Source organism: Veillonella rogosae JCM 15642 (assembly GCF_002959775.1).
Lineage (GTDB): Bacteria > Bacillota > Negativicutes > Veillonellales > Veillonellaceae > Veillonella > Veillonella rogosae.
This window is the reverse complement of sequence record NZ_PPCX01000010.1, coordinates 279,786-304,083: the sequence shown is the minus strand read 5'-3', so window position 1 is coordinate 304,083 and position 24,298 is coordinate 279,786. Positions and strand designations below refer to the sequence as shown.

24 protein-coding genes and 1 tRNA gene are annotated in these 24,298 nt (G+C 37.3%); 23 read left to right on the top strand and 2 right to left on the bottom strand.

Features of this window, described 5'->3' with window-relative positions; all coding sequences use genetic code 11:
• Nucleotides 1-110 precede the first annotated feature (110 nt).
• The 11 genes from VRHSUH09_RS06745 to VRHSUH09_RS06695 all read left to right on the top strand — a co-directional run bounded on the left by VRHSUH09_RS06745 (nt 111) and on the right by VRHSUH09_RS06695 (nt 12,918).
• Nucleotides 111-1,226: an ImmA/IrrE family metallo-endopeptidase gene (locus tag VRHSUH09_RS06745; protein WP_105081739.1), complete on the top strand. Its 1,116-nt coding sequence runs from the start codon at nt 111-113 to the stop codon at nt 1,224-1,226.
• Nucleotides 1,227-1,238: 12 nt separating this feature from the next.
• The gene (locus VRHSUH09_RS06740; protein WP_054747148.1) at nt 1,239-1,715 is read left to right on the top strand and encodes a DUF4411 family protein; all 477 of its coding nucleotides are present in this window, start codon (nt 1,239-1,241) and stop codon (nt 1,713-1,715) included.
• A 226-nt stretch (nt 1,716-1,941) separates the two neighbouring features.
• Nucleotides 1,942-2,901: a DUF2232 domain-containing protein gene (locus tag VRHSUH09_RS06735; RefSeq protein WP_105081738.1), complete on the top strand. Its 960-nt coding sequence runs from the start codon at nt 1,942-1,944 to the stop codon at nt 2,899-2,901.
• 16 nt (nt 2,902-2,917) lie between these two features.
• On the top strand, nt 2,918-4,945 hold the full coding sequence (locus VRHSUH09_RS06730) for a DHH family phosphoesterase (protein ID WP_105081737.1): 2,028 nt from the start codon (nt 2,918-2,920) through the stop codon (nt 4,943-4,945).
• Entirely contained in the window at nt 4,942-5,388 is a 447-nt protein-coding gene (rplI, locus tag VRHSUH09_RS06725) for a 50S ribosomal protein L9 (RefSeq protein ID WP_009352526.1), read from the top strand. Before VRHSUH09_RS06730 ends, rplI begins: the two co-directional genes overlap by 4 nt.
• Before the next feature lie 69 nt (nt 5,389-5,457).
• On the top strand, nt 5,458-6,816 hold the full coding sequence (gene dnaB, locus VRHSUH09_RS06720) for a replicative DNA helicase (RefSeq protein WP_105081736.1): 1,359 nt from the start codon (nt 5,458-5,460) through the stop codon (nt 6,814-6,816).
• Between the two features lie 433 nt (nt 6,817-7,249).
• Nucleotides 7,250-8,533 carry a Y-family DNA polymerase gene (locus VRHSUH09_RS06715; protein WP_105081735.1) on the top strand — a complete coding sequence of 428 codons (1,284 nt, stop codon included), beginning with the start codon at nt 7,250-7,252 and terminating at the stop codon, nt 8,531-8,533.
• A 4-nt stretch (nt 8,534-8,537) separates the two neighbouring features.
• Nucleotides 8,538-8,861 (top strand): YolD-like family protein, encoded by a 324-nt coding sequence (locus tag VRHSUH09_RS06710; RefSeq protein WP_174683244.1) that lies wholly within the window; start codon nt 8,538-8,540, stop codon nt 8,859-8,861.
• A gap of 387 nt (nt 8,862-9,248) precedes the next feature.
• Complete coding sequence (locus VRHSUH09_RS06705) at nt 9,249-11,381, top strand: heavy metal translocating P-type ATPase (RefSeq protein WP_105081734.1); 2,133 nt, start codon at nt 9,249-9,251, stop codon at nt 11,379-11,381.
• A 303-nt stretch (nt 11,382-11,684) separates the two neighbouring features.
• On the top strand, nt 11,685-12,638 hold the full coding sequence (locus tag VRHSUH09_RS06700) for a magnesium transporter CorA family protein (protein ID WP_105081733.1): 954 nt from the start codon (nt 11,685-11,687) through the stop codon (nt 12,636-12,638).
• Nucleotides 12,639-12,829: 191 nt separating this feature from the next.
• Nucleotides 12,830-12,918 (top strand) — tRNA-Ser (locus VRHSUH09_RS06695).
• Between the two features lie 191 nt (nt 12,919-13,109).
• Here VRHSUH09_RS06695 and VRHSUH09_RS06690 read toward each other — a convergent pair.
• Both VRHSUH09_RS06690 and VRHSUH09_RS06685 read right to left on the bottom strand, forming a co-directional pair.
• Nucleotides 13,110-14,246 (bottom strand): tyrosine-type recombinase/integrase, encoded by a 1,137-nt coding sequence (locus VRHSUH09_RS06690; protein ID WP_054747140.1) that lies wholly within the window; start codon nt 14,244-14,246, stop codon nt 13,110-13,112.
• 12 nt (nt 14,247-14,258) lie between these two features.
• On the bottom strand, nt 14,259-14,648 hold the full coding sequence (locus VRHSUH09_RS06685; RefSeq protein ID WP_054747138.1) for a hypothetical protein: 390 nt from the start codon (nt 14,646-14,648) through the stop codon (nt 14,259-14,261).
• A 140-nt stretch (nt 14,649-14,788) separates the two neighbouring features.
• On the opposite strand from VRHSUH09_RS06685, the gene VRHSUH09_RS06680 reads away from it, so the two are divergent.
• The 12 genes from VRHSUH09_RS06680 to terL all read left to right on the top strand — a co-directional run bounded on the left by VRHSUH09_RS06680 (nt 14,789) and on the right by terL (nt 24,285).
• Nucleotides 14,789-14,998 (top strand): hypothetical protein, encoded by a 210-nt coding sequence (locus VRHSUH09_RS06680; RefSeq protein WP_054747136.1) that lies wholly within the window; start codon nt 14,789-14,791, stop codon nt 14,996-14,998.
• Between the two features lie 119 nt (nt 14,999-15,117).
• Nucleotides 15,118-15,924 carry a hypothetical protein gene (locus VRHSUH09_RS06675; protein WP_054747134.1) on the top strand — a complete coding sequence of 269 codons (807 nt, stop codon included), beginning with the start codon at nt 15,118-15,120 and terminating at the stop codon, nt 15,922-15,924.
• Between the two features lie 2,191 nt (nt 15,925-18,115).
• Entirely contained in the window at nt 18,116-18,859 is a 744-nt protein-coding gene (locus VRHSUH09_RS06670; RefSeq protein WP_054747131.1) for a hypothetical protein, read from the top strand.
• Nucleotides 18,846-19,145 carry a hypothetical protein gene (locus VRHSUH09_RS06665; protein ID WP_054747129.1) on the top strand — a complete coding sequence of 100 codons (300 nt, stop codon included), beginning with the start codon at nt 18,846-18,848 and terminating at the stop codon, nt 19,143-19,145. The genes VRHSUH09_RS06670 and VRHSUH09_RS06665 overlap by 14 nt, the downstream gene beginning before the upstream one ends.
• A complete protein-coding gene (locus VRHSUH09_RS06660; protein ID WP_054747127.1) occupies nt 19,145-19,492 on the top strand; it encodes a hypothetical protein in 348 nt (115 codons plus the stop codon). Before VRHSUH09_RS06665 ends, VRHSUH09_RS06660 begins: the two co-directional genes overlap by 1 nt.
• 4 nt (nt 19,493-19,496) lie before the next feature.
• Nucleotides 19,497-19,868 (top strand): hypothetical protein, encoded by a 372-nt coding sequence (locus VRHSUH09_RS06655; RefSeq protein ID WP_054747125.1) that lies wholly within the window; start codon nt 19,497-19,499, stop codon nt 19,866-19,868.
• A 39-nt stretch (nt 19,869-19,907) separates the two neighbouring features.
• Nucleotides 19,908-20,189: a hypothetical protein gene (locus VRHSUH09_RS06650; protein WP_054747123.1), complete on the top strand. Its 282-nt coding sequence runs from the start codon at nt 19,908-19,910 to the stop codon at nt 20,187-20,189.
• 219 nt (nt 20,190-20,408) lie between these two features.
• Nucleotides 20,409-21,191: a sigma-70 family RNA polymerase sigma factor gene (locus VRHSUH09_RS06645; RefSeq protein ID WP_167386485.1), complete on the top strand. Its 783-nt coding sequence runs from the start codon at nt 20,409-20,411 to the stop codon at nt 21,189-21,191.
• A 2-nt stretch (nt 21,192-21,193) separates the two neighbouring features.
• Nucleotides 21,194-21,364, top strand: a complete 171-nt coding sequence (locus tag VRHSUH09_RS10420; RefSeq protein ID WP_167386484.1) for a hypothetical protein — start codon at nt 21,194-21,196, stop codon at nt 21,362-21,364.
• A gap of 20 nt (nt 21,365-21,384) precedes the next feature.
• Nucleotides 21,385-21,897 carry a hypothetical protein gene (locus tag VRHSUH09_RS06640; RefSeq protein ID WP_054747119.1) on the top strand — a complete coding sequence of 171 codons (513 nt, stop codon included), beginning with the start codon at nt 21,385-21,387 and terminating at the stop codon, nt 21,895-21,897.
• A gap of 439 nt (nt 21,898-22,336) precedes the next feature.
• The gene (locus VRHSUH09_RS06635; protein ID WP_054747117.1) at nt 22,337-22,810 is read left to right on the top strand and encodes a terminase small subunit; all 474 of its coding nucleotides are present in this window, start codon (nt 22,337-22,339) and stop codon (nt 22,808-22,810) included.
• A 53-nt stretch (nt 22,811-22,863) separates the two neighbouring features.
• The gene (terL, locus tag VRHSUH09_RS06630) at nt 22,864-24,285 is read left to right on the top strand and encodes a phage terminase large subunit (RefSeq protein WP_245876002.1); all 1,422 of its coding nucleotides are present in this window, start codon (nt 22,864-22,866) and stop codon (nt 24,283-24,285) included.
• The last annotated feature ends 13 nt before the right edge of the window (nt 24,286-24,298 follow it).

Genomic DNA, 24,298 nt, shown 5'->3' with positions numbered 1-24,298 from the left:
CATAAAAGTAACATAAACGTTTTATAAAAGTGGTATAGGTAGATTAACTAATTTATACTAATGTGTTGTGGATAATATAGTAGGTGAGTTTATAATAAGGGGGTGAAAGTATGGCGAATCGTTTTCCGGTAAGTAGCGAGATTTTAAATTGGTTACCTAAATATAGTGGAAAGGGATATGAGGCATTTTATACGCGCTATCCTAAATATGATGAATGGGTTGTAGGGTCTTTAAGTCCAACATTTAATCAAATAACAGACTTAGCTGTATTTTCCAATGTACCTTTGGGATACATGTATTTACAAGCTCCGCCTAATATAGCTGAAAAAGAAATTGCTGATTTTAGAAGAGTAAATGGGGTTGAAGATAGTACTCCTTATAGTTCTGAATTGAGAGATACAATTTATGATATGCAAATTCGACAGGATTGGTTGAGTGAGTATCGCAAGCTTAATTTAGCTATGGATCAAATACCTTATATAGGGGCGTTTTCTCAAGATATGAATGTTAAGCAATTAGTTGAAAAAGCTTATTCTTTATTAGGTATCAAAAAGGGTTGGCAAATTCGAGAGGCTGATCCTTTCACATATATACGGAGTCGTCTTGAAGCTATTGGAATTACTGTTTTTGTTAATGGTGTTGTTGGCTCTAATAACAACCGTAAGTTGTTAGTTAGTGAGTTTAGAGGATTTACATTACTTGATTCTTATGCACCTATTATTTTTATAAATGGCAGAGATTCGAGTAATGGGAAATTATTTACGATAATTCATGAGTTTTGTCATGTTTTATTAGGTGAAGAGGGGGTTAGCGACGGTAACTCTGAACCTTATTGCAATCGATTTGCTGCAGAGTTCCTTGTTCCAGAGTCTTTATTTCATTCTAGATGGAGTGAATCTCCACAAGCGTATGAACAAATCGCAAAATATTTTAAGGTTAGTCAGTATGTTATATATCGAGTTGCATTAACACATGGTTATATAAATCAACGACAATATGAACTTTTAGTAAAAAAGTTTGAGCAATATTTGCAGAATATACCTGAACGTACATCTCAAAGTGGGGGTAATTTTTACGCGACCGCCCATATACGTTTGGGAGAGTCTTTTAGTCGTGCCGTTGTTCAAGCGGCTAGAGCAGGAGCATTGGCTTATAGAGAGGCTTATGAGTTATTGGGGTTACGGGGAAACACTTTTTCTAAATATGTAAATAAATATGGCTTTTAGGAGAAGAAAGCTATGTATGTACTTGATAGTAATACTTTTATCGATGCGAAGAATCGCTATTATGGATTTGATATAGCTCCATCGTTTTGGAAGAAACTGATAGAGAATAGTCCAGAAAATATTCTAACTATTAAACCGATTGAATCTGAAATTATGGCAGGCCATGATGAACTATCGTCATGGTTTGAAGATAACTATACTATTCATACTTACTCAGTAGATGCAACGGAAGTTCAACAAGCATTTGCTAAGATTTCTGAGCATGTGACTCAGAATATTCAATATAAAGATTCAGAGAAAATTCGTTTTTTATCTAAGGCAGATCCTTGGATTATTGCATATGCATATGTAAATAATTGTGTAGTTGTAACACATGAGATATTGGCATCTGGATCTAAAAAAGTCAAAATTCCTGATATTTGTAACTTTTTAAATGTGCAATATATAAATGTATTTGAAATGCTTAGGGAGTTACATATTCAAATATAGAAAATAGGAGCCTCTGTTGGAGAGACTCCTATTTTCTATTTTATATCTAATGTGAAGGACTTATCATATACTTGTTCGAATGATTTGTTTTTATTATTTTAACATAATAATTAAAGTATTTATTGGGAAAGTTTAGTGTGATGGGACTGTTTGAAGTTACCCTTTTAAACTGTTATAATTAAAAGATACCAATTAATCTATCTTCTTATATGTAGAATGGAGATTTATGAAACAAACAAATACAAGAGCGATGGTAGAAACAGGATTTGTATCAACCATTGTCGCTATGTTGACTATAATTGGGGCAGTCATGCCGTTTTCAGCTTTTCTAGCAACTATGGTAGCTCCAGCAGGTATTTCTATCATTGGTATCCGTTGGGGTAGTAGATATAGCTGTACTTCCTCAATAGTAGCCTTCATGTTAGTAGCACTCTTTCTTGGTCCATTAATTGCTATGTCTACAGTCTTAGTATATTCATTGCCGAGTATATTTTTGGGTGAAGCTTTTAGAGCAAACTGGTCTTTTAGAAAGTTAATATTAGTGCCTGCCGCTGTATTGCTTAGTATGGGCCTCTTACAATTAGTGTTTGCTAATAGTTTTGCATCTGTAGATTTTATTACCTTAGGACAAAATGTAAATAATGAGTTAAAAGACGCTATGATTGAGTCTATAAGACAACAATCGATACCGCAAGAACAGATTGATACGATGATTCAGCAACTCAATTATTCATTTGCTCAGGCAGAACGTATGATGTTGTCATTGTGGTTCTGTGCGTGCTCTGTCATAACGTATATCATGGCTAAATTAGTATCTTATATTGGTCGTCGGACTAATACAGTTCATAGAGAATTACCGCCAATGGATACATGGCGTATGCCAATTTGGGGTGCTGGTGTTTTAGCTATAGGGATTATTATTATTTATGGATTATCCTATATTGGATATGATAATAGTTTACTTAAAGACATCGGAATGAATATTGCTTTTGCAGGTTCTTTCATTTGCTTAATTAATGGTATTACCTGTTTAATGGCTGTTATGAAAACTTACGGAGTAAATGGATTCTTTCAATTTTTAATTCTTTTCTTCTTATATACAATGAGTCCTTATGGTCTTGTTTTTTATGGTATTTTTGATATGTTTTTAGATATGCGAGCACGTTTCCAAAAACGTAGCTTGTAATAGAAAGGAGGCCGTTATGAAATCCTTTCAACGGAAATGGCAAGGTTTAGAAATTACCATTATCACCGTTATCGTAGTATTGTTATTATTGTTGGCCTATTTAAACTGGGCTGTGGCAATTTTAGCACTAATTATCGTGGTAGCGGCGTATTTGATTAATTACAATACCATTCATAACCGCCGTCGCTTGGCAAGGGAGCAGCTTGGGGCGATGATGAAAAACGTCACACAAGCATCTAACTTTGCTTTACAAAACTTGCCAATGGGCATTGCTCTTGTTAATAAACAAGGCACTTTAGTATGGAATAACAGTGTCTTTGCAGACTGGATTAAAGTAGACTGGAATAAACTTCAAAAAATGTCTGCTCTTTTACCAGGCTTCCGCCTTGATAAAATCTGGGGTAAATCCGGATATATGACGGAGCAGTACGAAGACAAGCACTTCCAAATCATTTACAAATTTATTGATCCTCGTGATACACGGCCAGATCTTCATAGTGAAGATGAGCTAGCTGAACATGCTGTAATGGCGCTATACTTCAAAAACATTACAGAAGTAGAAAAAGCGCGTATCAAGGCTGAAGAGGATCAGCCTGTATGGGGCATGATTCAAATCGATAATCTCGAAGAGTTGACAAAAGGTCTTAGTGACCGCGAGTATACTAGCGTTTGGTCCGATATTAACAATATCATCGTAGATGAAATCGACGGCCATGAAGGTTTCGTTCGTAACTTCCAAGATGATATGTATACCTTTGCCATCTCTCGTGGCGCTCTTCGCGCGATGGAGGAAAAGGGTTTTAAAATTCTTGAGAAAATCCGTAAATTGCCTTCTCCACGTCAGGTGCCAGCTACGATTTCTATCGGTATTAGTGAGAACGTAGGCTCTGTAAAAGATGTGTCTAGTCGTGCTCGCGCCGCCTTAGATATCGCATTAGGTCGCGGTGGTGACCAAGTGTGTATTATGGATGGTGAAAGTACCCGCTTCTTCGGTGGTAATACAGCAGGTGTTGAGAAGAATACACGTGTTCGTGCTCGTGTCGTATCTCAAGCCTTGCATGAGCTCATGATCGACTCTGATAAGATTCTTGTTATGGGTCATCAACGGGAAGACTATGATGCATTAGGTGGCATCATCGGTGTCACCTCTATTGCTCGAGCACTTGGTAAAGACGTACGTGTTGTACTTTCAAAAGAATCGAGTGCTATCGATAAAATGGTGGCCGTTCTCAATGAATCTGAGTTCTGGCAAGAGCATTTTATCACCCTAGAAGGTGCAAAGGTATGGGTAGATGCGAATACGCTCACTATCGTGTGTGATACGCATCGTCAAGAAATGGTAGCAGCCCCAGAGGCGCTTGAAATTTCTGAACGACGCATCGTTATCGATCATCACCGTCGCGCAGCGGACTTTGTAGAAAATCCATTACTTACGTATTTGGAACCTACTGCATCGTCCACATCTGAGCTCGTTACAGAGCTCGTACAATATGCAGGTGTTCCTGTGAAGCTTTCAAAAGCGGAAGCTACAGGCATCTATGCAGGTATCGTTCTAGATACGAAGAACTTTGTTCAACAAACTGGTGCGCGTACCTTTGAAGCGGCTGCATTCTTGCGCCGTGCAGGGGCGGATATCGAAAAGGTGAAACAATTATTTATTGAAACCTTCGATTCTGTTCAATTGCGTGCTAAAATAGTATTTGAAGCCAATCGCACCGAAGGGATTGCTATTTCCGTAGCACCTGAAGGCTTGAAAGATATGATGGCATTAGCTGCACAAAGTGCGGATATGCTCATCAGTAATGAAGATATTGAAGTAGCCTTTGTATTGTATTCCTTGAATGACGGCGGTATCGGCGTTAGTGCTCGATCCAAAGGCAAGGTAAACGTACAAGTTGTAATGGAAGCCTTGGGTGGCGGTGGTCACAGAACTGTGGCTGGTGCTCAATTACAAGGTATGACCGTAGAGGAAGCGAAGCAGGCTATCTTGGAGCGTGCTCTAGAAGCCCTTCATTCCGCTGAACAAGAGGAGGAACAACAATGAAAGTAGTATTGTTAGAAGACGTTAAAAAAGTTGGTAAAAAAGGCGAAATCGTTGAAGTTAGCGACGCATATGGTCGTAATGTATTGATTAAAAAAGGTCTTGGCCTTGAAGGTACAACGACTAACGTAAATAACGCAAAACAAAAACAAGACTCCATTGCTCACCACAAAGTAGTAGCGAACGATGAAGCTAAAATCTTGGCAGCTCAATTGACTAAGGTTGAAGTAACTGTAAAAGTTCGCATGGGCGAAGAAGGTCGCGTATTCGGTTCTGTTACTGCAAAAGACATTTCCGATGCAGCTAAAGCTCAGTACAAAGTAGATATCGATAAAAAGAAAATCGAAATCAAAGAACCATTGAAAACATTAGGCGTACATGACGTTTTAGTTCGTGTTCATCCTGAGATTACAAGTACTATCAAGGTTAATGTAGTAGCTGAATAATAGTATTCACCATGCTCTTTGAGTATGGTGAATTCTTTTATCCATAGTGGTTGTGTGAAGGGGATTATCATGGATGTACGCATTCCACCGCATAATCTAGATGCGGAAAAGGCCGTTTTGGGGGCCTTATTAACCAATGGATCGAACTCGGGCGCTGTTGTTGATACAGTGACGAGCATTCTAAAATCAGAAGACTTTTACCGCGATGCGCATCGTATTATTTATGATGCTATTTTAGAAATCGTGCACGCCAATAAGACGGCAGACTTTATCACTGTTGGTGAAGAGCTAGATCGTCGCAAGCGACTTGATGCGGTAGGTGGTCTTGCTTATATTACATCTCTTGCTAATGAATCGGTGTCCTACAATGTGGAGGAACATGCAAAGATTATCAGCGAGAAAGCTCAGTTGCGCCGCCTTATCGATGCAGGGAATAAAATCGTAGGCATGACGTACGCTGGTGAAGATGAACCAACGACTATCCTCAACAAGGCAGAGCAAATGGTACTAGACGTAAGTGGTCAAACTCAATCTGAATCATCCTTTGCTCCAATTAGTGAGATCGTATTATCTAACTTAGATAGATTGAACGCATTGCAACAGCATGATGGTGCCATTACAGGCGTTCCAACAGGCTTTAAAGATGTAGACCATGTATTTAATGGTCTACAAAAATCTGACCTCATCCTCGTAGCAGCCCGTCCTGCAATGGGTAAAACGGCTTTCACCTTGAACATCGCCCAAAACGTAACGATGATGTACGACAAGACGGTAGCCTTCTTCTCCTTAGAAATGGGCAAGGAACAGCTCGTTGCTCGTATTCTGTCCTCCGTGGCAGGTGTGAGCTCTGAAAAACTGCGCCGTGCGAACATGGACCCTGCTGACTGGGAAAAGGTTATCGCTGCAGCGGATCGCATGAGTAAATCCAAGCTCTTTATCGATGATACGCCGGGCCTTACTGTGCAAGATATGCGCTCTAAATTGCGCCGTCTTAAGGTGGAACATGGTCTCGATCTCGTTATCGTCGACTATATTCAGTTGATGCAAGGCCGCAACTCCGGCAAGGGCAGCGAGAACCGTCAACAAGAGGTATCTGAAATCTCTCGTAACCTCAAATTGATTGCTCGTGAGTTTAACGTGCCTCTCATTGCCTTGTCTCAGTTGTCTCGTGGTGTTGAAAGCAGACCAGATAAACGGCCTGTACTGTCTGACCTTCGTGAATCTGGTTCCCTCGAACAAGATGCGGATATCGTTATCTTCTTGTACCGCGATAAATATTACGATGAAAACTCTGAAAAAGGGGACAATGCAGAAGTCCTCATCCGTAAACACCGTAATGGTTCCGTCGGTACTGTGGAACTCCAATTCGTTGGGGAATTAACACAATTTAGAGACGTGGAATTCCGAGACATGGGGCCGGAACAATAATGAAAACTATCGTGGGGTGCCGTATATTGATGGGGCCCGACTTTATTTCGACAACTTAGTTACAAAAAAGCACCACCTACCTCGTGGCTCCAAACGACGCGTAAGTCGCCCCTCGATAGGTGGTGCTCTTTTTGTATTACGTTAGCCCAAATAAGTCCCATCAATATATTGGCACCAGATAGTTTTCAGTGTATTGTTGAAAGAACTGGGAATAGAAGTTTTGGGTTAGGTTATACATGTACTTAAGAGTATCTACTATTAGATTTGATGTCTAATAGTAGGTACTTTTTCCTTTTTATGTCCAAAATTTGCCACTATAATAACAAACATATGTTTGAAAATACTCTGTATTTTTGTTATACTAATCATAGAAATTCTTCTTTTTATATTTCTTGTAGAGGCTAGTTATTTAGCGGTTTGAGGAGGTGTTTGTATGGGTTCAGTTGATACGGATCGAATGTATATGTGCATTGATTTGAAGAGTTTTTACGCGTCTGTGGAGTGCGCCGATTTGGGGCTGGATCCGTTTACAACGCCTTTGGTGGTGGCCGATGGGTCTCGTGGCAAAGGGGCTATTACATTGGCCATTTCACCAGCCTTAAAAAAGCTAGGTGTTAAGAATCGTAGTCGTCTTTTTGAGATTCCTCCGCACATTGAGTATTTGACGGTGAAGCCTCATATGAAGCGGTATATGCAGGCGTCTGCTGAGATTTACGGGATTTTGCTCAAGTATGTGGCACCTGAGGATGTACATGTATACTCTATCGACGAGTATTTTATCGATATTACGCCTTACTTACCGCTCTACAAGAAAACGCCTCGAGAGCTAGCGCAGATGCTACTTGATGCGGTGTTAGAGGCGACCAAGATTTATGCCACCGTTGGGATTGGAACAAACTTATTCCTCGCCAAGGTTGCTCTCGATATCCTGGCAAAATATGCGCCTGATTTTATAGGATATCTTGATGAAAGCCTCTTTAAAGAGAAAATTTGGTATCATCAGCCCTTGACCGACATTTGGCAGATTGGTAAGGGAATAGCCAACCGCTTACATAAATATGGAGCTTATGATTTGCATGGCATCACCATGGTTCCAGAGGCCAAGTTGTACAAGGAATTTGGTGTTAATGCAGAGCTCATTATCGATCATGCTTGGGGCCGTGAGCCGTGTACGATTGCAGATATCCATGCGTATCGTCCTATTAAGCATTCTATCTCGCATAGCCAGATTTTGTTGCGTAATTATACCTATGAAGAGGCCTACGTGCCTATGCGGGAAATGGTGGAGTCCTTGGTACTAGAGCTTTTACAAATTAAAGGGGTTACGAACCATATTCATGTTCATATTGGCTATGCAGATGATATGGTGCGCTCTACTGGAGGTTCTAAAAAGCTTAAACAGTACACTGATTCATTGCAAGCATTAACGACGGCAGTAATTAAATTATATGAGCAGCATTGCCATAAAAATGAGCTCATCCGTCGTATTGGAATAAGCTTTGAGGATTTAGTAAATCGTTCCGCAATCCCTCAAGAGGAGGATTTATTTAGCGCCCTTGCGACAGATACAGAGGAAAAGGAACGGCAAGTACAAGAGGCAATGCTATCTATCAAGGAGCAGTTTGGTAAAAACGCTATTTTACGTGCCTCTAGCTTGCAAGATGAAGGGACAATGCGCTTTAGAAATACCTTGGTAGGTGGCCATAATGGGGAATAAATTAATGAAACATCGTATGTCTCGTTTGCAACGGGCGAAACAATTTATGCCCTTTGCGGCATTAAAGGGATTTGAAGTATTACTGGCAGCTGTGGCACGGCCTAAAGAGAATCGTGTAGAGCTATCGGAGGATCAAATAGAGGAATTAAACCGTACTATACAATCCTTGGTGGAAGGGGATTTTGTACGAGTGCTTTATTATACAGGTCATTGCTATACGGAATTAGTAGGGACTATCGAGGCGATAGGTAAACCTACACATAGTCTATCTATTGAGGGCGTAGCCATTGCTTTTAAAGATATAAAGGAAATTAATCTTTTTGAATAAGAATCCTTTTGAATAAGAACCTTTGAAGAGTTGATAATAATAACACTAATGTAATTGGTAAAGTAATCAAATAAAGAAACTCAGTAAAGTAAATTGTAAAGTGAAGAAAAATAGATTTGGCCTATGCTCATGTATGATGAGTATAGGCTATTTTACTATTGTTTATTATCATAGATATTTTGATAATTCTTCTTGACATACACCATATCTTCTATTAAAATAAACATATGAATAGGTATTCATATAAATGAAAATATCTGATGAAAAATGTTTAGGAACATATATAACAAAATATGAAACAAGATATGTCTAATAAGTATTAGAAAAATATTACCTATTAACTTACAATACAGGATAGAAACTTTCACTATTATCAAAGGAGATATCATGGAAGAAACATTGTTATTGAAGAATTTGAACTGTCCGAACTGCGCAGCAAAAATTGAAGATCGTATCCGTAAAATGGATGTGGTAGAGACTGCAAATTTCACACTTGCTACACATCAATTAAAATTAACCGGCTCTTGGGAAGACCGTGAAGCTCTTAAACGTGACATTCAAGACATTTGTGATGCCATCGAAGAGGGCGTAACCGTAGCAGATTATGAACGTAAATCTAAAGCGGCTATGGATGATCATGGTCCTGACCAGGATCGTGGTGGTGATGCTGTAACAATTGCAGTCATCGTAGCAGGCTTGTTATTTATGATTTATGACGTTTTGTCATCCTTTGTGCCGTCCATCGGCTTGCCAGAGTCTATCGAAACTCCAATTTACTATATTGCCTATATTCTTCTTGCGTTCCCTGTATTGCGTATCGCAGGTCGTAATATCTTAAAAGGCCAAGTGTTCGACGAGAACTTCTTGATGTCTATCGCTACATTGGGCGCTATTGCTATCGATGCATTGCCTGAAGCCGTAGGCGTTATCTTGTTCTACCGTATTGGTGAGTTCTTCGAAGAAAAAGCAACTGATCGTAGTCGTACAGAAATCATGAACGCTGTCGATATGCGTCCTCAGGAGGTGCGGGTTGTAGATACAGACTGCGGTGGTGAAATCGTAGTTATGGCTCCTGAAAAGGTTGAAGTAGGCTGGACTATCGAAGTTCGTCCTGGCGATTTAATTCCTCTAGACGGCACAGTGCTTGAAGGTGAAACACGCGTTAATACAGCACCTGTAACAGGTGAACCTGTACCTGTTCGCGCCGTACCTGGCACTCAACTTATGTCTGGTTGCATCAATGAATCTGGTCGCATTACAATGCGTGTAGATAAGGTTCTTGAAGAATCCATGGTTACTAAAATTCTTGATGCCGTGGAAAATGCAGCATCTTCTAAACCTAAAATCGACCGTTTCATTACGCGTTTTGCTCGCGTATACACACCAATCGTTGTAGCTCTTGCATTGGCTGTAGCTATCATTCCATCCCTTATTACTGGTGAATGGCATAAATGGATCTACACAGCCTTAACATTCCTCGTTATTTCTTGCCCATGTGCATTGGTGCTTAGCGTGCCACTTGCATTCTTCTCCGGTATCGGCAATGCGTCTAAACACGGTATCTTATTAAAAGGTGGTCGCGTTATCGAGGCGTTGGCTAATGTGAAAGCAGTAGCTCTTGATAAAACTGGTACTATCACATCTGGTGAGTTCAAAGTTCACAGCGTAGAAACTGTAGGCTCTCATGTAAGTTCCAGTCAATTGTTATCCATGGCGGCAGCTATCGAAGCCGTTTCTACACATCCAATCGCAACAAGCATCGTGTCTGAAGCAAAAGATCAAGGCCTTACAGTGGAACCTTCTGATTTCGTTCAAGAGTTAGCTGGTGAAGGTATGGTGGGTATGACTGATGGTCAACAAGTACTTATTGGTAACCGTCGCCTTATGGAACGCTATAATGTGCAAGGCTATCCAACAGAGGCTGCTGAATATGGCACAGAAGTTCTTGTTGCAGAAGGTAATACATACTTAGGTCGTATCATCATCGCCGATGAAGCTCGCCCAGACTCTGCTGAAGCGATTGCTAATCTTAATGGTCAAGATATTAAAACTGTTATGCTTACAGGTGATGCTGAAGCAAGTGCAAATTATATCGCTAAAGAAACTGGCGTAAGTGCTGTACGTGCTCAGTTGTTGCCTCAAGATAAATTGTCCGTTGTACAAGATATTCGCTCTGAATATGGTCCAACTATGTTCGTAGGGGATGGCATCAACGATGCTCCAGTACTTGCAGGTGCTGATGTAGGTGGCGCGATGGGTAGTGGTGCTGATGCGGCTATCGAGGCAGCAGATGTTGTATTCATGCGTCCGTCCTTGACTGCTATTGCACATATCCTTGACTTGTCCAAAGCGACATTACGTGTAGCATGGCAAAACGTAGTATTCGCTATTGCTGTAAAAATCCTTATCATGGCGCTTGGCCTCATGGGCTATGCATCCATGTGGTGGGCAGTATTTGGTGATACTGGCGTATCCATCCTTTGTATCTTGAACTCTATTCGTATCTTGCGCCGCAATTAGGTGAAAGCAGAGTTTATAGCTCTGTAGAGGAACGAAATAAATTATATTATCCTGATCTGAATGATTAGGGCCGATATAAATAACCTCTAGGTTAGTAACTAACTAACTTAGAGGTTATTTTATTGTGTGGATTAAACATGTACGATACTTTTACTATATACATTTGTACATCATAAATAGACATAAAACTGTATATGTATGTTCTAGATACACAAAACTTTCACAATTGAATTGAATAATAGCTATAAAATAGTATATAATTTATTAGATGATTACTATAAGTTCGTTGGAAGGAGGGATAGCATGATCACGGTGTACAAACACATAGAAGAAGAGTTAGTTTCAGACTGCACTGTATCAGATGCCACAAAAGGTTCTTGGGTAAATTTGGTGAACCCAGACCCCGATGAGTTATCCCTTATCAATATTTTGACAGAAATTCCAACGGACGTTTTAAAGACCGCCCTCGATATGGAAGAACGTTCTCACGTGGAGTTAGAGGACAATTATATCTTTGTTGTTATCAACATTCCAGTTGTTCGCGGTAACGATATGTACGATACAGTGCCGCTTGGTATCTTCTTGACGCCGGACTTCTTTATTACGGTCTGCCTCGAAGAATCTGAAGTGTTGTATCCGTTTATTTCCAATCAGATTTCTACGTTCTATACGTTTAAAAAGACCCGTTTCTTATTCCAAATCTTGTACCGCACAGCGACTATGTTCTTGCGTTACTTGCAACAAATTAACCGCCGTACAGACGACATTGAAGTTCAATTGCGTCATACTACAAAGAATAAAGACTTCTTCCAATTGTTGGAATTACAGAAATCCATGACATACTTTACCTCTGCATTGCGTACGAATGGTACAGTTATGGAGCGTCTATTGCGCTTGCGTGGACATAGCTCTTATAGACATTTGCTCAAAATGTACGAAGAGGATGAGGATTTACTAGAGGACGTTATCATCGAGAATAAACAGGCCATGGAAATGGTTGAAATGTACTCCAATATCTTGATGAACATGATGAACGCCTTCACGTCTATCATCTCTAACAACCTCAACATGGTTATGAAAATGTTGGCAACCTTAACGATTACCATGGCCGTGCCAACCATCATATTCAGCTTGTGGGGGACAAATGTACACTTGCCGTTCCAAGATGATCCAGACGGATTTGTGAAAGTTGTCGTTATTTCTATTATTTGCTCTGCCGTTGCTATCTTTGGTATGTGGAAAAAAGACTTGTTCTAATGATGATGAACAGTTGAAATTTCGAATTCATATCAACTGTACAGGGGAACACTACATATATGGCGACCATAAGTACATATGGAAGCATTAAATACACATGAAAAAAGCTGGCTATGAGCCAGCTTTTTTGCTTGCTTAACTATTACGTTATTGCTTATTATTAGACCAATCTGATATAATAATACCGTTATGGAGAGGTGTCCGAGTGGTTTAAGGAGCTGGTCTTGAAAACCAGTGACTCCGCAAGGGGCCGTGGGTTCGAATCCCACCCTCTCCGCCACTTAAACGAGAATATGCCAGAAGTGCTATGAAATCTACAGAAACGTAGATAACACATAGTCTTCTGGCATTTTTTATATGTTTATATATGTTCGTGAATGATCGTATAAAAGTGGCTAATTTTTCCCCATTTTGTCCCCGTAGTTTCCCCTTTTTCGAGACATAAAAAAAGCACCGTAAAAGGTGCTTTTCTCATACAGATAGTGTGTCTAAAAACTGTTGTTCTTGCTCTTTCATCTCGTCGGTAACGTGAGTGTATGTCGATAATGTAGTCTTAGGTTCGTTATGTCCGACACGTTCCATAATCGTTTTTAACGGAATATTAGCCTCGGCTAACAAAGATATGTGAGTATGCCTAAAGGTATGTGTCGATACATGCTTATGGAATGGAATACTCTTTAATAATTTATTTAAAAACTGAATATCGTATGGCTGGCCACCATCTGTTACGAATATATAGTTATCTGGGTTATTATAATTCTGAACAATTTGCTTGCGTGTATGGTTTAGCTGTAACCACTCGACAAGTATTTTTCGAGCCGGCTCTCCTAGCGATACTTTTCGAGCTGAATACTCATTCTTAGGAGTTAAGCGTTCATTCTTTTGAGATAAGGTAGCATTTATATCGATATATGCTTCTTTAGCATTATAATCTTGTGTCCGTAATGCTCTTAATTCACCGATCCGTAAGCCTGTTAAGGATAAGAATTTAAATAAAGTGGCGACTCTATGATTCTTTTTATCGACTAGACTTAATAATGTATCTAATTCGGTCTTAGTTAAAAACTTATTCCGAGATGCCTGTAGCTGCTCTGGCGTCTTCGACGGCTTTCTTAGTACGACATCATCGAAGAGGTCGATATTAGAAATATAACCCATTCTTTTACCGTATTTAAAAGATTGTCTTAAATATCCATAAGCAGCTTTAACATAGGACCAGGATAATTCTGTCAACTTCTGATTAATAATGCGTTGTACATGAATAGCTTTTAATTGCGTAGCTATAATGTCGCCATTAAACCACTTTTTAATAATAACGGCATATTTGTCGATGTTACGCTGTGTCGTAACCTTTCGGATTCCACGTTCAGAATTAGCAAATTCGTCGACTAATTCGCCGATAGTCATCTGTTGTTTATGGTTAGCTCCATTAAGTATCGTTTCGATCTTATCGGATAAGATACGTTGCATCTCCTTATGAATAGCCTTCGTATTCTTAGACGATGTAGCATAGACCTTCTTATTCTTACCTGTCAAAGGATCCTTATAGCTCTCACCGTAACGATACGATAGAGTACCGTTTTTTAGTTTACGTTCCTCAATAAACATTAAGTCCTCCTGTTATTTCATCGACGAAATAATCGTATATAACGCTCGTACTTGTGTTTCCTCGAGATTGATGAGAAGCCTATTAATGTCCGCAATTAATAGCTCCTTATTGTACTCATCGACCTTCGGCATTACGATATCCTTCATCTCATCGAATTCAACATTAAGAATTTTAGATAAGGCTTCGATAATATGCTTAGGCGGCGATTTAACCTTACCATTCTCTAACATAGTATAAGACGTTCTTTTGAAAGAAGCATTCTTTAAGTCTTCTGGCGTAAGGTTAGAGCCTTTATCCTCGACAATTCTTCTCCGAAGTTCCTCCTCGATAGCTTTAGCAATAGCATCGTGAGTATTAAAACCTTTTTGGATACGAAGATCCTTTAATTTGTGTGCTCTCATAGTGAAAATCCTCCTATATACATATACTACTACAAAATCTTTATAAAGTCAATTACATGTTCTTGACTGAACACATACGATCATTTATAATATATTTATGATAGATAATAACTCCATCAGTGTTAGTAAAAAGGAGCTATATGACAACAAAAGAATGGACTAGCGTTACAGATTTGGGCAAAATCTTCGATATTGGAAGAACTAAAACGACGGAACTAGTACATCAAATGGAAATCGATCCAGAATATCGTGACAATGTTATCTCTTTTAGTCATCGTAAGAAAAGCGTTAATATTGAAGCGTTTAAAGCATATCTCGTTAATAAGGTTAGTCGTAAATGGGTTAAATAATATTAACTATGCAAAACTGATATAGTTAGACACGCATAACTTCATGACAAAAGTAGGTAATATCCCATTGAATCGCAAATTAAGCGACACATTATTATTTAATTAACGAGGTTTCAAAAATGACACTTAAAGAACGAATCCAATCCAAGACAACTGAATACACTATTATTAGCCATGAATACATTAAAGGTGAAGGTCATGTATGGACTGTTAAAAATAATAGTACTGGCGAAGTTAGCAAGAAAAATACACACGAGCTAACTGGCGGCCTCCAAACAGCTGCCAACAATTATAAAAATAAGACTAATCGTAAGCTTAAAGACGGCGCTAAGAATGTTAAGCACGGCATGTCTAATACTAAGTTCTATCGAGAATGGAAACAGATGAAGAATCGTTGTAACAATCCTTCTCAGCCACAACATGACAAATACAGCAAGAAAGGCTATTCTCCACGATGGGAGACATTCGAAGGCTTTTATAACGATATGTATGATACCTATGAAGAAGGCTTAACAATCGATCGTATCGACGGCGACTTAGGCTATTTCCCAGATAATTGCCGCTGGGCTGACAGAATCACGCAACAACGGAACATGAAGTCTAACGTTAGAATCAACTGGTTCGGTACTGATATGACGTTAGTTGAGTTAGTCGAAAGACACGGCTTAACTAACTACGGCATGTGCAATTACGATTTACGACGTTATCAAAATATGGGCTTTAGTTTAGATATGGCGGCTGTTATGATGGTCTTAGGATTTGCTACCGGTATCAGATTACTTAAAGGCAATCCTAAAGCTAAAACTGTTAAAGCTGGTAAGGAATTATATGGCGATGTATTCGGTACCTTAAGCGATCCTTTAAATCCAAATAATCTAGCGGCTATGTGTAGAACGTCAGAAGTAGCCGATATGGAAGCATTATAAAATAAAAACTATCCTCTACCTGGAGCAATCTAGGTAGGGGATCTTTTTCGTTATGTATAAATATTTGACGTCGCTCTGTATCGAGGTAGAATTTACGTTAGGATAAATCATACATGGTTAATATCAAAACTTCCGTACAGCTTAAATAAATGAATTTTATAGCTATTCCTGCATCTGAGATATATGTAGTTGGACAGTAAGCGCGGGCCGAGGCTGTAAAGCCGAGTATTGGTTATCCGTAGTTAATGTTCTTGAGCGATTTAAATAAAGCGTCTGTATTGGAAGTTGTTTATAGCTACAGTATAAATGTATCGCCATTATTTAAAACTTCCGTATAGCTTAAATAAATGAATTTTATAGCTATTGTTAAACGTTAGATATATGTGATGTTCGATCTAGATGTAGTTTAATTAGATAATGTAGGAGTAGCTGTTAATGGTGAGATTATTATGGAGTGTTTACTGGCGGCTGCTATTAGTGTTCTGGAAGTAGTTATACATCGAACATCTGTTCTTATTATCGATACGACATGAGAAGCAGTATTTCGCGGCCATGTTGTTAGATAATGAATGCCTGGCAATATATTGTGTAGTCGATACTTTATTGATGCCGGCAACATAAAACATTTGCTGATCGTATGTCGTTGCAGAAGAGAAAGTAGCCGCCATTATTAACCCACAATATATAATCCATTATTATTAGCTCCTACTACATTATCTAGTGACTCTCGATAATATGATGTAAGAAATGCTTTTAGCGTGGCTATGCTCTAAAACTACATAGCTTAAAGATTCTTTTGATTATGTCGATAATGGCTATTAAATGATTATCATAATATACATCGGACGTGATTATAACGTATCACATGGCGGCGACCTTAAACATTATAATAATATTCCATTAACAGCTCCACTACATTCTAATAGCTCCAACATTAAAATTATCTAATATCATTTTTTATATAAACAACATTTATCTAAACCTATATATCCTAGCTAAACTACATATCGATATTTAACTACATCATCATGGCCGCATCAAACAATATAAGATAATTTTCCCCGTTTTCCTGTCGATAACCATAATATACTATGTAGAAGCACTATTCATCTAAACTATACCGAATGCATCTGCCATATATAAAAGTTATGGCTATAATATATTGTATCTAGCGACAACTTTAATATCGACTATAACATTTTTAATATAAAATTAGTGTCGCCATAACTTAAAGCTATACAAGATTTTTAGTTAAACTAAATAATATACTACTATCAACATTATTATCTAACACGACATCATATGTAGCTAAAACAGCTTATTAACTACATCTAAAGAGTCGCTTCGCTCCTCCTAATGAAACTAACTCGCTCACTTCGTTCGCTTCGCCAGTTTCATTTAATTTCACTACATCAAAAAATATTTTTTATAAAATGTAACAACTTCATATTTTTGTGAGTAATATATCATCGTAGAGGTAAAACACTTCCGAATGATTTATTCGTTCGCTGGCGCTCACTTCATAATCATTCTACAGTGATCGTCGCCTCAAGCATTAAAAATGTTCCTGGACATATTCCAGTTTTTTTTAAAAAAAATATTGTCAATGACTTGCGGGCGACGAAAATATTTAGTATACTATATGTAGAATGTTAGATGTAGATCAACGTATCGAATTTGATCTGATTAAAAAAGTTGCTTTTTAGTATACTTATAGGCGCAAAACTTCAGAAGCTTAACAAAGCTAGGCAACTACTGGCTTGAAGCCTATTTGGAGGGTTATGCATTTACATAAGATACAATCCTTAACTTTATGCATTTGCATAAAGAAATAATTAACGATAAGAATATGCTATTAAGTTTCTTATATAGCAAATAATACATCAAAATCGTTTTAAAGCCAGATAAAATCTAGCTTATCATGCATTGGAAGGGTTACCCATTTGGGCAATATATTAGTCAACACTTTACCCATTTGGGTAAGAAAACTTAGTAGTAAACCTTTAATAAAGAAATATGCTATTAAGTTTCTTATATAGTAACAATACATTAAAATCGTTTAAAAGCCAGATAAAATCTAGCTTAATCCACAATTTCAACCTTACCTATTTAGGCAAGAAAATGACTGTAACTTTACCCATTTGGGTAAGAAAACTTAGTAGTAAGATTTAGATTAACGAGGTAACAATATATGCCACTAACAGAAACATTTGATCTATTTGATGAGGTCGAAAAGACTTATGTTCCATCTTTAGATAGTCCCGAAGCTATAGCGGAGAGAAATATCAGAGAAGAACAAGAAAATAAAGAACGTCCTTTAAAAAGAGACAAGTTTGGTTTTGAATATGGAAAAAGATTTAATATAAAACTTTTTAGCAGCAATAGTAAATCTATAAACTTAAACAATTATTGCTTAACAACTCGAGACGAAACTAAGCGAAGAAATGAATTATATAATTTAATTGAATCATATGCGATACTAGAAGCTTCAAGTGCTGGCAAAAAAAGAAATGGTTTTGATTCTTTTATTTCTGCATTAGCAAGAATAGGCTGTTATGTAAATTCTAATAATATTATCGTCGGAAGAAATCCTAATGATTTTTTAAACACTGATCGCTTAAAAGGGCTTTTAGCAGATAAGCCATTTAATATGTCTAAAACAACAGCTGAACAGTTTATTCGTTGTGCTAAAAAAGCCAAAATATTAAAGAAAATAGGGAAAAGTAAGGACTGCATGTATATGGTTAATCCTATAATTCATATGCCATATTATACAAAAATAAGTTCAGAAGTATTTTTTGAGTTTCCATTATCTTCGGAGTTATTTTTTAGTGACGAGCAGTTTAAAGCTCTAAAATTGGCGATCAATGATGGAAATTTTAGTAGAGACGAAGTTAAAAGAATAGAGGCTGGTATTAAATATGAACGAGAATAAAGAGCTTATAAAAAAACAACTTGTATATGCAGTGCAGGAGCATCGACTAATAGGCAATAATTTACCGCCTTCGCAATTAAGATTTGTTTTTGACGGCATTATAAAAGATCTCTTACCAGATTTTACAATTATATATACTTCTATCATAGAGAATCCCGATGAAATGCAAGAGCTATATGCCGCTTATATCAAAGTTAAGGATAAAGACGGAGTAATTTATAAAGCCGGCATGTCTCATAATTTAAATTATGGTGTATATGTAACAATAGAAGAGGTAAACAATTAATGACAGAAAAAGAAATTAGTAAAGAGAGCCGATATTTAACTAAAACTAAAAATAAAATCTCTAAGGCACTTATGAAAGAATCATCTCTCTGGATACATCATAAAGACTATCCATCTAAAGAAGCACTAGAACAAGCCTTTAAAGACGACCTACAAAAAACGCTCAAAGACCTTAATGTAGTCGATGTTTATATATTGCAAAATGACAATGGATATTCTAAAGCTTTTTTTGCAATTATTGAAGACGGTAAATATCAGTTCCAGGCGGCACGACTACCTGGTATATATGAAATTATGGCCGAAACAACTTTTGATTTTTTAAATATGCCGACACAGAACGAGGACTAATACTATGAAACCAGATAAAATGACATTCACAGAAAAAACTTTATTCGCTTTTTATGCCAACGCTGATACAGTAAGATCTTTATTTACTACTAGAGACTATATTTATTGTCTTATTGACACCGATAAGGGATGTAGTGTTAAAGCTAAGGTAAAACAACTCCTAAAAAGAATACGATTAGATATCAAATTGTTAGATGTTAATGTAAAAAGAAGAAAAAATCTAGTGTTTGATGAAATGGAAGTAGAAACCATAAATATCTTATTAAATATTGATGAAATTAATTATACTGTGAAAATCAATGTAGGTTTAACTGGCGAGATTACAATAGTGCTAGGTTTTAAATTTGCTGACAAACCAGAAGAAATAGCCGTTTAAACAGCTTAATTCAATAATTATACAATAATAGGTATTATCATGAGTAAGATATTTACGCTAACAAAACAAGATTTTGAAGGGCTTTTAATGGCTTGTAAATTTAATGGATATACTCCAATACGAGCTATCGACAAGTTATTAAATATCAAAAAGATAAAACATAGCTATCTCGACGTTAAAGTACTACATCCAATAGGACCTGGAGGACGAAAAGAGACACAATATCAATTCTTTTATATAGATGAGAATAATGAAGAAGTTAATGTTTTGGCCGATAAGAAAGGCTTTAGAGTAACGACAAACTTTTATTGCATGGATTAATAAAACTTCATCAAAATTTCATTAAAAATATCGCTTAAGACCATCATTCAGTGCGTAATATACCACTGAATGGCGAACAGCGAAGACAATTTAATAACCTTAGATCAGGCGCCAAGAGACAATCAACTCTGGCGCCTTTTCTTTTTAAGTGCGGACGACGCCATATCCCATTTATTTATTAGGCTCTACTACATTATTAAAGGAAACACTATTAATATTATGAAACTATCTTATCTAATACCAACAACAGAATACCTTACTAAGGAAGAAGAAAAAGCTCTATTCGAAGAGTATCATAAAACACCATCTTTAAGGCGCAAAAAAGAAATTAAAGAAGATTTAGTACTTAATCAAGCAGGACAAATAATCAGTATCGCTTCTATCTATAAAGATGCCGACGATATCGAAGACCTTTTCCAAGAAGGAATGATCGCAGTACTAGAATCGTTTGAAAGCTATAACTATACAAAAGAAGCATCGTTTACGACATACACAAGAAATGGCATCTTCCGGCAAATATGCTATTATCTACGGCGGAATAAAACGATTAGACTTCCCGCTATGGCTGTCGAAAAGCTTAAAAAGATTAATAAGGCAAAAGACCTTCTGACAAGACTCAATAAGCCAATTACGACAGACGCTATCTCCGAAATCACAGGCATTAAGGAGTTTAATGTTATCGAAATATTAAATAGCCTTACAGTCGAAGAACTAGATCGGTTACAAAATGATGGGGAAGGCGAAACCTCTCGATTATCTCAAATCGAAGATCCGACAGCAGAAAAAGCACTCGATCAAGTACTCGAAGACCTTACACCACCAAGCATCGATTTATCATCGTTAACTGCACGAGAAAAGGCTGTTATCGAATTATTCTACTATAAAGAGTATTCGTCGAATAAAATTGCTAAAACACTCGGTATTAAACCTAGTGCAGTACATGAAGCTAAAAGCCGAGCATTATTTAAGCTACGCGAAAGCATGACAAAGGAGAAGAAATAATCATGAATCTTAAAATCAGAAGACAACGTCCTGGCGAAGAACCTAATATTTATATAGACCATGCTAACGACAACATCGTTATCGTATCGACTTTCTATTTGAGAGCCCTCGTATATGGGGCGCTGGCATTCATATTTTTATTAGCTTATTTCATCATTTCTTTATTTAACTAAATAATATCTAAAGGAATACTATGACATATACAAAACAACAAAAGAATCTTATTAAAGAACTCCTAGATAAATCTAATAACTATTTAGAGCAACCTCTTTTTAATGAAGACCATCCTTATTACAATACAAACTTAGCCAGAAAATATCTTGAACGGTATAAAGAGGCTAAGATTAACCTTAAACAGTCGAATGCATTAACTAAACTATACGATCAAGATATCTCACGTTTCGACGACGAGGAACTACAGAACTTACTCCAGGAATATAGGCGTCAAGAAGTACAGTCGCAAAAAGAGTATATTAAAATTCAACAAGAGGTTATTAATACAATTAACCAGGTAGAGGATGCCCGCCATAAGTTATTATTAACTAACTATTATTTAAACGACATACCTTTAGTACAAATAGCAAGTAATTGGGAATTATCTTACACACAGAATAAAGGATGTACTTTTAGAGCTATTAAATATATCCTAGTCGAAGCCCTTAAACAAGTATGTGTTATTCTACAGGGAGATACTAATGGACGGTGAATTAATGATTATATTATTTTTAATATGCGTCGGTATGTATTTGCCGATGATCATATTTTCTTTAATCTGATTTTTGAATACGAACAACTACATCAAAACAATAAACGGCGGCCGAACATAATCGACCGCCTTTTAATTTTTATTAGCTACTATCACTTCTCTTATATATAACAATACTATTAACAATAAAATAACATTATCTAACATCTTTTCCCCTCTTTTCCCCTATAACAATATAATATATATACTGTAAGAGTAAAACAATACATAATACATACCTCCTATTATTTTTGTAACAATACTTTTACAGTGAATGTCATTTTTTGAATTCCTTTCTTCCAAAATTTACTAAGAAAAAAGATACCCTCCTAACAAGAGGGTACTTTTTTTATCCTTAAAACAGAACATATATTCGAATTAATATATACAACGAAAAGAGGTGAGACTCATTGCTATAACGCAAGACTCCAAAGGAAGAATCGTTGTAGATGGGTATACGCTCACTTTTAAACAAGCCAGGTTTTGTGAAGAGTATGTTTCTAATGGCAATGTTATTAATGAAGCCGTTATTAAAGCTGGTTATTCAAAATCCAGTCCATCGGTCGTAAATAGCATGGGCCTAGAGAACCTCAACAAACCCGCTTGCAAGGCTTATATAGCCGAATTACAACAACGATTTAAACAAACTGCTGACCATAGGGTAGCAACAATAGAAGAACGTCGTAATTTACTTACTCAATGGATATATAGCGACGATGTCAGATATAACGACAAACTTAAAGCACTCGATATCCTCAATAAAATGGATGCAGCTTATGAACAACGTATCAAGATGGACACTACGATTAATAATCCGGTCCAATCATTAACGACAGAAGAGCTCAGATCTCTAATTGAGAATGAACCCGATTAACTTTCCCTATGTGATTTTTAACATTTACGAACGCATACGAACACTAAAAGGAGGTGAGACGAATTTCTAAAGCAAGCCAAATGAGAATGACGCCAGAGTTAAAACGACGAATTCAGTACGAAGCAAAACTAGAATTAGCTCGACGTGACTTCTTCGATTATTGTGAGTTAATGGCTCCAGATTTCTATAAAAGATCGCGCCAATATCTTATTCACTTAACAGGTATTCTTCAAGACTTCGTATTCAACTCCTCTAAAAAAGTATTAGTAGTATCAATGCCACCTCGTACAGGTAAATCACGTACAGGTACATTATTTGTCGAATGGTATCTCGGTAAAGATCCAACACAAAAGATAATGACGGGTTCCTATAACGAAACCTTATCGACACAATTCGCTAAATCGGTACGAAATGCTATTCAAACACAAAAAGCCGATCCCTACGTTCCAGTTTATTCCGACGTATTTCCCGACGTAAAGATTAAACAAGGTGATGCGGCCATGAATATGTGGTCCCTCGAAGGACAGTATTCATCTTATTTAGCTACATCTCCTTCGGGTACGGCAACCGGTTTCGGGTGTTCCTTAATGATTATAGACGACGTTATTAAGAATGCCCTCGAGGCAAATAACCAACTTACTAAACAAGCTCATTTTGAATGGTTTACTAACACGATGCTATCTCGTTTAGAGGAAGGCGGCAAAATCATTATTATTATGACTCGTTGGGCTTCCGACGATTTAGCTGGTCGTATTATTAATCACTTCCAGGACGATGCCGAGGTCGTATCGCTTAAAGCACTCCAAGACGACGGTACGATGTTATGCGACGAAGTACTTTCCAGAGAGTCATACGAGGAGAAAAAGAAATTAATATCTCCCGATATCTTTTATGCCAACTACCAACAAGAACCGATCGACCTTAAAGGACAGCTTTACTCGTCGTTTAAGACTTACGATAAGCCTCCTCAATTCGAGAAGATACAGTCTTACACAGATACGGCCGATACGGGTACCGATTATTTATGTTCGATTATATACGGCATTTATCAAAAAGAAGCCTATATACTCGACGTGATATATACCAACGATCCGATGGAAGTTACAGAACCACTCGTAGCAAAACATTTGTTCGATTATAAGGTTAACGAAGCGTACATCGAATCGAATAACGGCGGCCGAGGGTTCTCTCGACAAATATATCATTATTTAACAGATTCTTATAACACTAACCACACAGTAATAAGACCATTCCATCAGTCTAAGAATAAACAATCTAGAATTCTTTCAAATGCTACCTGGGTAATGGAACATATATACTTCCCGTACAACTGGCATAACAAATATCCAGAATTTTATAAAGCAATAACTTCATATCAACGTGAAGGCAAAAACCTACACGACGATGCTCCCGATGCACTAACAGGCGTCGCCGAAAAGATTAATACACAAACTCCTATATTCTCTTTTGATTAATAAAGGATATCCA